Annotated in this window: 12 protein-coding genes; 1 reads left to right on the top strand and 11 read right to left on the bottom strand. The window is 57.4% G+C overall.

Annotated elements, in window-relative coordinates:
- Positions 1-205 precede the first annotated feature (205 nt).
- A complete protein-coding gene (locus FJ147_23410) occupies positions 206-889 on the top strand; it encodes a carotenoid 1,2-hydratase (GenBank protein ID MBM4258837.1) in 684 nt (227 codons plus the stop codon).
- Between the two features lie 154 nt (positions 890-1,043).
- Here FJ147_23410 and FJ147_23405 read toward each other — a convergent pair whose 3' ends face one another.
- The 11 genes from FJ147_23405 to FJ147_23355 all read right to left on the bottom strand — a co-directional run bounded on the left by FJ147_23405 (position 1,044) and on the right by FJ147_23355 (position 10,740).
- A complete protein-coding gene (locus tag FJ147_23405) occupies positions 1,044-1,946 on the bottom strand; it encodes a hypothetical protein (GenBank protein MBM4258836.1) in 903 nt (300 codons plus the stop codon).
- An 83-nt stretch (positions 1,947-2,029) separates the two neighbouring features.
- Positions 2,030-3,085, bottom strand: a complete 1,056-nt coding sequence (locus FJ147_23400; protein ID MBM4258835.1) for an LLM class flavin-dependent oxidoreductase — start codon at positions 3,083-3,085, stop codon at positions 2,030-2,032.
- Positions 3,082-4,671 carry an SDR family oxidoreductase gene (locus tag FJ147_23395; GenBank protein MBM4258834.1) on the bottom strand — a complete coding sequence of 530 codons (1,590 nt, stop codon included), beginning with the start codon at positions 4,669-4,671 and terminating at the stop codon, positions 3,082-3,084. Before FJ147_23395 ends, FJ147_23400 begins: the two co-directional genes overlap by 4 nt.
- Positions 4,655-5,671 (bottom strand): NAD-dependent epimerase/dehydratase family protein, encoded by a 1,017-nt coding sequence (locus FJ147_23390; GenBank protein ID MBM4258833.1) that lies wholly within the window; start codon positions 5,669-5,671, stop codon positions 4,655-4,657. The genes FJ147_23395 and FJ147_23390 overlap by 17 nt, the downstream gene beginning before the upstream one ends.
- A gap of 39 nt (positions 5,672-5,710) precedes the next feature.
- Positions 5,711-6,193: a DUF2141 domain-containing protein gene (locus FJ147_23385; protein MBM4258832.1), complete on the bottom strand. Its 483-nt coding sequence runs from the start codon at positions 6,191-6,193 to the stop codon at positions 5,711-5,713.
- Positions 6,190-7,680, bottom strand: a complete 1,491-nt coding sequence (locus FJ147_23380; protein MBM4258831.1) for a deoxyribodipyrimidine photo-lyase — start codon at positions 7,678-7,680, stop codon at positions 6,190-6,192. The genes FJ147_23385 and FJ147_23380 overlap by 4 nt, the downstream gene beginning before the upstream one ends.
- A 5-nt stretch (positions 7,681-7,685) precedes the next feature.
- Positions 7,686-8,774, bottom strand: a complete 1,089-nt coding sequence (locus FJ147_23375; protein ID MBM4258830.1) for a MerR family DNA-binding transcriptional regulator — start codon at positions 8,772-8,774, stop codon at positions 7,686-7,688.
- Between the two features lie 79 nt (positions 8,775-8,853).
- Positions 8,854-9,066 carry a hypothetical protein gene (locus FJ147_23370; protein ID MBM4258829.1) on the bottom strand — a complete coding sequence of 71 codons (213 nt, stop codon included), beginning with the start codon at positions 9,064-9,066 and terminating at the stop codon, positions 8,854-8,856.
- On the bottom strand, positions 9,059-9,247 hold the full coding sequence (locus FJ147_23365) for a hypothetical protein (protein ID MBM4258828.1): 189 nt from the start codon (positions 9,245-9,247) through the stop codon (positions 9,059-9,061). Before FJ147_23365 ends, FJ147_23370 begins: the two co-directional genes overlap by 8 nt.
- An 87-nt stretch (positions 9,248-9,334) precedes the next feature.
- Positions 9,335-9,925, bottom strand: coding sequence for a GTP cyclohydrolase I FolE (folE, locus tag FJ147_23360; GenBank protein MBM4258827.1), 591 nt, complete (start codon positions 9,923-9,925; stop codon positions 9,335-9,337).
- A gap of 344 nt (positions 9,926-10,269) precedes the next feature.
- Positions 10,270-10,740: a hypothetical protein gene (locus FJ147_23355; GenBank protein MBM4258826.1), complete on the bottom strand. Its 471-nt coding sequence runs from the start codon at positions 10,738-10,740 to the stop codon at positions 10,270-10,272.
- Positions 10,741-11,917 lie beyond the last annotated feature (1,177 nt).

The following is an 11,917-nucleotide window of genomic DNA, read 5'->3' as shown; positions in this document are numbered from 1 at the left end:
GTCGCCCGCGTTCATCCAGCTCTTCGACCAGACTTCGATACTTAGACCGAAGCCAGCACACAATGGTCTCGTCTCTCATCCCTGCTCTTGTGCAGAGGCTCTCCACTCCGGTCAATCACTATTGCGGTAAGTTGTTTCCTGCCACCGCCAAACCACGCACTACCGGGTCTGGAATGAAGGCTGGGAGGCGCGGCTTGAGGGTGACGTGCATGTACTTACTGCGAGTGATAGCAACTGCAAACTCGCTCTCCGTTTGACGCCAGAGAAACCACCAGTGATCCACGGCGAAAACGGCCTCAGTCAGAAAGGCGCTTCTATCGGGAACGCGTCGCATTACTACTCGTACTCACGTATGCGCACCAGCGGTACGATAGCGGTAGATGGACAAACCTTCCCCGTCACCGGATTGAGCTGGATGGACCATGAGTTCGGTACCAGCTTTTTAGAGAAGGACCAAATTGGCTGGGACTGGTTTTCCTTGCAGTTGCAGGATGGGCGTGAGTTGATGCTGTTTCAGATCCGCCGTGCCGATGGATCGATCGATCCTCATTCCAGCGGCACGATGGTTGAGACCAACGATCGCGCCACACATCTTCCAGTTGGTACGTTCTCTCTTGTGCCAGAGCAGTATTGGCAGTCGCCCGAGAGTGGTACACGTTATCCGATTGTGTGGACCCTCACCCTCTCCCAACTGGATCTCCAGGTACGCGTCAACGCTGCCTTGCCCAACCAGGAATTGCGGACCGCAGCGAGTACCGGAGTGACCTACTGGGAGGGCAGTGTCCTAGTGACTGGAAAGTCCGGAACGAGTGACGTTCAAGGACGAGGCTACCTTGAGATGACCGGCTATGACGGCAAGAGCATGGGGCCGATGCTCGGCGGCCAGTAAGATGGGCATGTCACAACAAGATATCCTCCGTAGTGCCTGATCGTTTGCCCGACGGAATCCCTCACTCACAGAGATAAACTCTATCTCTGTGAATACAGCCCCCTCACTACTCGACAGTGCTCACTAGTATTTCACCTCAAAAATGGTGTCACTTTCATGAGAGCCCTTCCACAAGAATGCGGAGAATCGGTTCAACAAACAGTGGAGAACAGCCAAGGACGGCGCTCACGGTCCATGCATGTGCCAGTACAGGGTGCCAGCGTGCGACGCCCATCCGTAACTCAAGCAGGACGAAGCCGCCTTGGAGCAGAAAAAAAATCGCCATGGCGAGCGCCATGACTTCCCCCACAGCGACCCATGTGAAGTACGCATGAAAGATTGCACTCGCAGTGAAAGCGGCGGTCAGGCCGAAACGCACCTGTCCACGGCGTGCCAACGGCACGAAACAATGGGCCCGTAACCACCCTCCCACCGCGCGATTCCAGCGCTTTCCCCAAAATTCTTGTACTGATCGTGAGACAATCGGCAGGACATGTTGACGGGGGACGCGCACGCCCGCCGCACGATAGAGCAGACGGACGGCACCCTCCACTGCATCCGCCAGACTATAGAAGAACAGCGCTCCCCCAAACCACCGCAGTACCCAATACCACGTGCCATCACGCGCCGTTGCAACCTCACTGACAATCAGCACACCAAGCGTCGCCAGCGCCGCGTAGCAGAGTGTTTTTCCCAACGCGTTGTGATCTAACGCCGGCGGGGTAAACGTTGCCTGCCGCGTATCCACCACACCGAACACATGCCATAGGCGCGCTCCCCAGGAGCGTGTGCGAGACTCAGTCACGACATCGACGACACGTCCGAGGCACCACGTCGTCCAGATCGCGAGTCCGCCGCGCAGAAACGGTCCCTCGGCGGCTACCAGCCACGGTATCCCGGCTGCGCTTATCGCACTGCAAATAGCCATCCGTCGCTGCCACAGCGGTCCGCTCGAGAGCAAGGCGGACGTGATGAGGAACATCGTCGCGAGAACAATGGCCACTGGTCCACTCAGCATCGCACACACTCCGCTTCATAGGGGAGCGGCTGCACCACTGACGAACACGGTGCGTGACCGCTCCATGTTGAGCCACTCAACAACTATACCGCTGCTGCCAATCGTCGCACTTCAGGGAGCACGGCACCAAAGGTCGTAATCGTTTCTTTCAGTCCATCATACATACTGCCATGCCTCACCGCCGCGAGATTCATACTCAGACTGGTGAAACCGAGATCGAGAATCCGTTTGACTTGTTGTACGCATTCACTTGGTGTTCCGGCGATGGCAAAGCGCGCCACGATATCGTCTGAGATGAGCTCGTGCAGTTCCTCAGGGTATTGCACGTCAGCATCGAAATACCACCCACGCGCCTGTTGTACGGCGGCTTCGATCCGCGCCAGGTGCGTCGGCGCCAGTGCCAGGTCATTGGGTTTCAAGAGTGTCAGGTAATAGGCCGCATAAAACTTGACGCTGCGTTTGGCTAACTCGCCATCCTGTGAGACACAGAGCGTGAGGCGTGGGGCCACTTCGATGTCGTCCATGCGACGCCCGGCGCGGGTTGTCCCTTCAGCGAGCCACTGTCGATAGCGCTGGACGATGGCCGGTGACCAATACCGTGCACCGATAACGGCAATATCCGCATGTTCTCCGGCAAGCCGCATGGTCTGCGGACTCCGTGTCCCGATCATTATCGGCACAGCCTGTTCTGGCACACGCACGAGCTTCGCCTTACGAATGGTGTAGACCTGTCCGAGACGTTCGACCAGGCGGCCTGCGAGGAGATCACGAATGATGCCCATAGCTTCCCGTAACGCTGCGACGGGCCGCGGCTGCGCAATCCCGATGTCCTCTAAGCCCGCCCCTGCGCCGAGACCAAGAAACGCCCGGCCATTCGACACTTCTTGGAGCGTCGCGATCGCACTGGCTAACAACACGGGGTGATGCGAATACGGATTGGTAACCAAACTCCCGATCATGATGCGTTTGGTTGCCAGTGCACACAGCGCTTGCAACTGAAAACAGTCAGGGTATGACGGCACATCAGAAATCCCCAAGCGATCGAAGCCGACCTCTTCGACGAGAGTCGCGAGGTGGGTGACTTCTTGCGGACTCATTCCAGGAGTGATTTCGGCTTCGATAGTCAATGGCATGTTCATCGTCCGTTTCCGTACATGGATACGATACGCTTGTGAGTGTGTTCGGCAGCAGAGTCCGAATTAGCAACTGAACCCTCAACACTGCTGTGGAGCACTTGTGCCGACTGTGGTCGCGATGATGCACCGTTGCGTACACACGCCTGCGCAATGCCCTGCAGCATGCCCGCAAAGATCAGCTGATGCAGAGGATACACGAGGTACCAGTACGCCAGTCCACTCAGCCCAATGGGATCAAAACTGGCGGTTTGCCGAATGATCGATCCAGCATCGTCTGCCGCCACTTCAAATTCTAACCACGCCCGTCCTGGCAGTTTCATTTCTGCAGCAAGCCGTAACCGTCGGTTCGGTTCGATCGCTTCCACTCGCCACCAGTCAACGGTGTCACCAACCTGTAACCACTCAGGATCGCGCCGTCCACGACGAACGCCGACACCGCCGCATAAGAGGTCGATAAAGCCACGGATACGCCAGAGCCAATCGCCATAGTACCAGCCAGTGATCCCACCGATGCGACGAACCGGGAGAAACGCCTCAGCAGGAGGAACTGGCACGTGCGCAGATCGCGAGTCAATCAGCCGCGAGCCGAAACGCACGCCTGCCCAACTCTGTACCGCACCACCTGCCGATAGTGCATCTGACCAGCGGGTCTGAGCGAATTCATGATCCTCATTCCGTAACGCCCGGGCAATCGCGTTGCGCATGCCTATGGGACGGATTGCAAACGTCTGCAGCGCGGTTGCGTCCTGCACGATGGTGGGATGGCGGATACTATCGACGATCTTGCGACCCACCCGGGCGTACAACGGCGTGACGAGCCCCAACCACAAACTCGACAGTCGCGGTGTGAGCACGGGCACACGGATCATCACCCGCGGTAAGCCGCGTTGGCGTGCGTACTCGCGCATGAGATCCCCGTACGACACCTGCTCAGCACCACCGATTTCAAAGATACGTTGTTCCTCTTCGGGGAGCTGTAAGGCCGCCAGCAGATAGGCAAGCAGATCGTCGATCGCAATCGGCTGCGCCAGCACCGACACCCAGCGCGGCGTAATCATAATCGGCAAGCGCTCGACCAACGCGCGAATCATTTCAAACGACAGACTGCCAGAGCCAATCACGATGGAGGCGCGAAACTCGATGACTGGGATGCCGGACTGGCGTAACAGGTCACCTACTTCATGGCGGCTGCGCAGGTGGGACGAGAGGGAATCGTCGCTCTGGGCTAACCCGCCAAGGTAAATAATACGTTTCACCCCAGCACGCCGTGCAGCTTCAGCAAAATACTGCGCGCCCTGACGATCTTCTTCTTCGAACGCACCACTCGACCCCATGGAGTGGACAAGATAGTACGCTGTGTGTACGCCGTTTAGAGCTGCTAACAGGCTATTTCGATCACGCACGTCTCCCTGAACCACTTCGGTGGTCGTCGCTACTGTCGAACGCAGGAACTCCGGTCGACGCACCAGGCAGCGGACGTGATACCCTGCCGCTTCCAAGCGTTCACGCAACCGCCCGCCGATGTAGCCAGTTGCTCCTGTCAGCAGAATGCGAGGAGTTGCAGCCGCAGTGTCATGGGCGAGTGCCATTAGACCGTCCCTTTGTCTGGAGTTCCTTGAGAAACTGCGCGCCAGTTTCCGCAATCGCGTCAGCAATCGGAGCATAGCAAAAGTCACAGAGCTGGGTGATTTTGCTGGCGTCAAAACGGTGCAGCGGAGCGGCGGTCATAGTAATCACGGCATCGCGTGAGATGAGCGGTTCCTTGCCGGAGAAGGAGGCCAGCGTTTCTAACAACGAGCCAGTCGCGCGCAACATCGGGGTCGGAAGTTTCAGCGCGGGTGCAGGTTTGCCGACACTGCGGGCGATCTGAGCAAACAACTCTTTCATGCTCAACATCTCACTGACGAGGAAAAATCGTTCGCCGCTGTGAAAGGGACTCATAAGAAGTAGCCGCACTGCTTGAGCCACATCGCGTGCGGCGACCGTGCCGACGGTCCCGTCCATGTAAAACTTGAACCCATCGTGCACCATCTTAAAGAGCGCACAGGACCCTTCCTGCCAATTCCCAGCGCCGACAATCAACGGCGGGATGGCGAGAACCGCGGGCAACCCGTTACGCGCCGCCTCCAGCACCAGTTGTTCTGCCAACGCTTTGGTTTCGGCATACGATGTCAGTGGGGACGGTAACCGCATGGGGGTTTCTTCGTTGACGAGAGCTGCTCCCTGCTCGACCGGATCCCCCATCGTCGCCATCGCACCGACATAGACAAACTTCTCGACACGGCGTTCGGCACATGCGGAGACAAGATTCCGCGTGCCCTGGACATTGATCGCGAACATCTCGTCTCGTCGCTTCCGCCAAAAGCTCATCAGCGCCGCGGCATGCACGACGTGGGTCACACCGTCGAGTGCGCGGGCGAGCGAGGGTGGGTCAGTCACATCTCCTGCAACCACCTCAACCCGCTCACTTGCCTGGTGCGTATGTTTGGTCGGATTGCGCGAGAGCACGCGAACGGGCAGCGCCGTGTGCGAGAGCGCACGAATGAGATACTGCCCCAAAAACCCTGTGCCTCCAGTGACCAGAATCATGCGTGGTACTCCTTCACGACGAGCATGCGTGGGCGCATGTTAGTCGTAGGTAGAATTCATGCGGATGGCGACTGCCTGTGTTGGGTCGCTCACGGTAAACGCGGCTTCATCAAATCGTGGAGCCCGAAGCTTCGGGCGCGGATCGCGCGAGGCGCCGGTCGTTTCTTTCGGAATACCCAGAAAGTTATAATCGACCGTGCCGTTGTCGTTCTCGTCATGAAAGACCGCAATCGCATAGACACCCGGAGAGACATTCTCGAACACCGCGGAGGCTGACCCATTATCAATGGACACGGCCTTGCGCTGGTCCGCACCCTCCAGGTTGGTGATAAAATCCTCAGGCCGCGTATACAACAGGAACACGACTTTGCCGTTCGCATTGCTCAGGCCCGTGGCTTTCACCGTCACGGTAGCTGCCCGCCCAGGCGTGGTGAGAGACGGAGACGTCTCTGCCTCAACAGCACGAGTGTGAGATACACACGAAAGACAGAATGCCAATACAGCGAGCAGTACGAGTTTCATTGCGCCTCCATAGGAACAGTTTGTAACTGCGTGCTTCGGTTGCCGTTCGTCGTCCTGATCTTGGCTAGCGCGGCCAGTGCACGGACGCGCGCAGTGTGATGACTGACGATCGGCTCAGGATAGGTCGTTCCTAATTTCACTCCTGCCTCGCTCAATACATTCGGTGGTGATTCCCAGGGTTTGTGAATCCATTCTGCCGGTAAACGGCTCAACTCAGGAACCCAGCGACGGACGTACGCGCCGTTAGGGTCGAATTTTTCCCCCTGCGCCACTGGATTAAAGATGCGAAAATACGGCGCGGCGTCGGCCCCACAGCCTGCGACCCACTGCCATCCCAAGGTATTGTTGGCTAAGTCTGCATCCACCAGGGTCTCCCAGAACCAACGGTCTCCGTCCTGCCACGGCAAGAGCAAATGCTTCACGAGAAACGAAGCGGCTACCATTCGTACGCGGTTATGCATCCAGCCGGTAGCCCACAGTTCCCGCATCCCAGCATCGACCAGCGGGTATCCGGTTTGGCCACGTTGCCATGCGCGGAAGTCCGCGGGGTGGTCTCGCCAGGGAAAGTCGGCAAATTCCGCCCGCAGCGGTTGCTCGGTTGTATGGGGGAAGTGAAATAACAGATGGTGAGCAAACTCCCGCCAGCCGAGTTGCCGCAGATACGCCTCAGCGCCACGTTGTTTCATCAGCTGTTGCCTGCTGGCCTTGCGTACGGCAGACCAGACCTGTCGCGGGCTGATCTCGCCAAAGTGGAGATGCGGCGAGAGACGTGAGGTCTGGACTTCATCTGGTCGATCGCGGCGCTCTGCGTAGTCAGTGACTGCCGCATCCACGAAACGTTGCAGCTCACGAGTGGCCCCATCTTCGCCAGGACACCAGGCTGCGCGTGTGCCGCCAGCCCAATCAATCGTCGGCTCAAGCTGCAAGCTGTCGAGGGATACTGAATGCGGCCACTGGTCTGGCGCGGAGAGGCGAGCAGGCGCCCTGAGCGGAGCGCTGGGTTCCGCCAGAGACAGGCACGTCTGCCAAAAGGGGGTGAACACTTGGAACGGCTTTCCTGCTCTATTGCGAAGAGTGGTAGGCTCGAACAGCAAAGCCGTATTGAAACTTTCGACGTGGAGGCCTGTTGCACGGAGCGTGCTTTTCATTTCTGTATCGCGTTTGACGATTGACGGCTCATAGCGACGATTCCAGAATACGGCCTGTGCACCGGTGTCCTTGATCAACGTTTGGAGCGTCAAAAGACTCGGGCCACGACGAATCACAAGTCGTGATCCACACGTGGACAAGTGAGCGGCAAGACGCGCGAGAGACTGATGTAGCCACCAGCGTGACGCCGCTCCGGGTGGCCAGGCGCCCTCCTCCTCTGGTGCCCAGACGTACACCGGGATGATTGGTCCACCGCGTTGGACGGCTGCCTCTAGTGCAGGGTTATCGGCAACGCGGAGATCGTGACGAAACCAGACGAGGGAAACACTGGCTGCCATGCTGATTACGCCACCATGACGAGATGGCGCCCCCACTCTTCGACTTCAGCGAGATCCACAAGCACCTTCAACCCAGGTTGGGTACTGGGCGCACCGACTCCACCCACAAGTAGAGTCACCCGACGCGGTAGCACGCTGCGCAGGAAGGTGATCTGGCCCGCCATCGGCTCTCCCCGATTGGCAATCGAGACACTCACACCGACCGCACGGGCGTTGAGATCTCGGGCTAAACTGGCCACCTGCGTTGGCGGGACTTCCGTCCCGAGAAACAGGATGCGACATCCAACTCCCGTGAGCAGCAGTGCCACCATTTGCAGTCCCAAGCCATGCTCCTCACCCGGCAAGGTCGCACACACGACCAGCGGTCCTCTGGCCTTTTCCTCGAGCGGCAGTCGCACCGAGCGCAACACATCACTGACACGCTCCGAGAGAAACCGTTCATGACGAATTTCGAGGCGTGCAGCGGCCCACTCTTCCCCAACGGCGTGAATCAGCGGGGCGATCCGTTTCCGGAGAAATTCCAAGGGCGTCAGGCGCTTCCAATCACGGATGAGACTGCGTGTGAGCTGTTCCGCATCGAACGTTTCGACAAAGCGGAGCAAATCGACGACATCAGCCTCCCCTTTCTCGTCAGGACTCTGACGCGGGGTGACCTCCACCGGGCCAACGGTTAAGAGCGAACTCAGGGCCTGCTCGGAGGCGGATACCGCTTCGTGGGCGCGGTGCCCACGCGCAAGCGCCTCGGCAATCCGTCGTAAGCGCGGCACACTGGATGTCGGATAGACGCGATGTCCTGACGGTTTGCGCTCAGGCTCGGGAAAGCCGTAGCGTTGCTCCCAGGTTCGTAACGTCTCTGGCGGAATCCCGGTGGCACGCGAGAGCGCACCAATCGAGAGATTCGCCTCTTCCTCCCGAGCCTCGTGGCGACGTGCGGTCATAGGGAGCACCCCATGGGGATCGCGAGACACAACGTGTGTAATTGCGCGCTTTGACAAGACCCTATCACTTCTCGACGGATCGCGGGGCGATCCTGGTGGCAACGGTGGTGCTTCATGTGTGTGGCTTTCCTCTCTGTTATTGGCGACGTCTTGCATCTACTTTTATCCAACTGTGAGCGATTTTGCTAATGCGTCCGCAAAGAGCATCCCGCGACTCGTGCGCTGAGCAATGGCGTCATGCCCGGCGTTGCCGCACGCCCGGATCATCTGCATATGTGTGATTCTTTGGTTCGATGGGTCGTAACGGAGCGACAGTATTGTTTTGTCGCTTCCGCGCTCGCCAATCCAGTTCCGCCTTTGATGCGGCGTAGAGCAACGGCGCCAGAGCACCAATGCCACACATAAACGATACTCCAACGCCAAACAGAAAGAGATTCCAGTCAGACATGATGATCCTCCTTCCGCGCATTGGTCAGTAGCCCCCCAAGCGCCAGAATCGACGGTACCCACAGTCCAACAAATGCGCCTTGCTCTTTATTGCCCACCACAAACCACAGATACACCGACAGTAAAAACGAGAGCCCGGCAGCTCCGAGAAACATTCCCTTTGACAGATGATGAACAGACATCGTTGATCCTCCTTCTGATATTTAGATAATCACTCTCTTCTTGTGAGGTTCGTATCCAACTCGCTTCCTGATGCCTTACCGTACCCGCTACTGTGTTCGTACGGCTTGCAAAAACTCGTTACGTAAGGCTGGATCGTCGCGGAAGACCCCAAGCAACGCGGAGGTCACGGTGGTGGAGTTCTGCTTCTCCACCCCACGCATCATCATGCAGAAGTGGGCGGCTTCGACCATAACCGCGACCCCGCGTGGGTTGAGGGCTTCCTGCAACGCTTCGGCGACTTGCTGGGTCAGACGTTCCTGCACCTGTAACCGCCGTGCATACACATCGAGCAGCCGAGGTAACTTACTGAGACCAACAACTTTCCCTGCAGGCAGATAGGCGATATGCGCACGGCCATGAAACGGCAGGACGTGATGCTCGCAGAGCGAATAGAACTCGATATCCTTAACCAGGACCATCTGGTCATAGCGCTCGGTAAAGATCGCGCCGTTGAGTACATCTTTCATGGTCATCGTTGCCCCGCTAGTCAAATAGGCCAATGCCTTAGCCATACGCTGCGGCGTTTGGCGCAAGCCTTCTCGGTCGAGGTTCTCCCCCAGCGCGGCTAAGACATCAGCGGTGGCCGAGATCAGCGCATCATTGGCCGATGACGTCTGCGGCAGCGCAGTAGGACTCATCAGTACTCCATGGATTGGACCATTAGTTATCTCACAGCGCGGTTGTCGCCGTTGCTCTGTCATAGTTAACTCTGTCTCCATCGTCCGTGTCCTTTCTTGCCAGTCTTTCTAGGTTCGTTATTAAACTGGGGTCGTACCCCTTGTGATGCTCAGTGCCCCCCTACTTGCGACGGTCAACGAACGCTGGGATCGCAGCGACCTGACGTGTGCGCCGATGCCAGCGTTCCTCCTCTTACCGCCACGCGGCTAGAAAGATCGGCAGAAAGATCATCGAAAAGAGGACAGTTGTTACTGCTGCAAACATCAACAAAACCATAAAACACCTCCATACACGTCGTTGTTGGTTATGAACGGTTTGAGTCAGGGACTACCGTCAAATGATGCCGCCCAGACTGGGGCCGGCGCAGAAGTCGATATAGCGAGACCGCTTTCTCTGCGGGTGCCTCTGGCAGTCGCCGTAAGCCCGCTCGTATGTAGTCGGCATCCAGATTGAGATGATCGCAAATGAATTCAAAATCGCCCAACGCGGTTCGGTTGGTCGTAGCAAACCAGGCCTGGGTTTCCCGAAACAATCGCTTCCCACGCGTCGAGCGATCGGTGCGGTAGCGAAAGAACATGGCGACCGCGTCTTCAAGGACAGCCAAGAGCAAGCGGCGTTCCGGTGTCCAGGCGACCCGCGATCGCTCCGCAGGGGTAAAGAATTGCTCCGGGGTCACGACCTCGTCGACGATCGCGATCTTGTCTGGCGCGGGATCCGCTGCCGGAGCAGCGAACAAGAGGGCGTCGGACCACTGATCAGCGAGTGCGGTATCCATAATGTTTTCTCCTTGTGTATTGCGTCTACACAGACATAATAGTCTGCGAATATATTTTGTCAATATTTTGAGTAGATATTGCGTAAATTATTTTTTATCCCCTTGACGGTGGTCTGCGTCGCATCAAACGACACGGGCGCATAGACACAGTGAACAGGTCAGGCGTGCGCAGGGTTCGTTCGTGTGAGATGGGAAGCGATGCGCGGCGAGTTAAGAACCCGCTCGATGTCTCTGAATTTCATTTGTCAATATATTGTTTATGTATTGAAGTGATCTCGCATTTCTGCGGAGTTCCTCCGCATCATGCGCACCGAACAGCACAGGCACCGGCTTCCGCATCGGTTGTGGACACGATGGAAAAGACACGATCAGAGAGAGGCTGTGCGTCGGCAGTGTTCCTCAACACACGTGTTGCATACGACGGCTCTTGTGGATGGCTGTCGACGCAGGGGGGGTAGGCTTTTACGCTGGGAAAAGACGAGACGTCATTCCCGCGAATGCGGGAATCCAGGGGGAATAGGCAATCGTTCAGGGGTGAAGCTCCTGGATGCCCGCTCCCCTAATGACCGGGGACAAGCTGCGCGGGCATGACGAACACGCGGCTCCTCACGAGGGGAAATCCGCGCCAATTGAGGCTTGGATAAAAAACCTACCCTTATGAGCGCCCCCTCTCCCCTTCGTCAAGCTCAGGACAGGCATGACAGGAGAGGGGAATATCGTCCAAGGGTAGGTTCCAATTATTTCCCTCTCCTGTGAAGGAGAGGGCTAGTGCCGTGTCTCGCAAGTTTATTAGCAGTGAAATCGTAGGGCGCGTACCACGCGCTAGTCAGTTGGCGCGTGGTACGCGCCAGTCAGTTGGCGCGCTTCGCACGCCCTACAACTGCTCACGAAGTTATGAGACACGGTACTAGAAGCTGTTTTGAGAGCAGCACTCGTTGGAGATCTGGTACCCCCTCAGGATGTTCCTCCAAATAATGGATCACATCATGAATGTCTTTCATATCTTGTAACGACATGGCTGCCCTCGCTCCACACTTTCTCCATTATCTTCAGGACTTACGCTTGAGGACCACAAGTATCATTTTAGGGATATGATTACCAAGAAGCAGTACGTCGAATATTTGGTGAGCACGCCGAAGAATTGCACCTGTACGTATCTGGCCGAGCATTTGGAAGA

The organism is Deltaproteobacteria bacterium (assembly GCA_016874775.1).
Classification (GTDB): domain Bacteria; phylum Desulfobacterota; class Binatia; order Bin18; family Bin18; genus VGTJ01.
The sequence above is the reverse complement of the archived record's forward strand: the minus strand, read 5'-3'. Positions and strand labels throughout refer to the sequence as shown.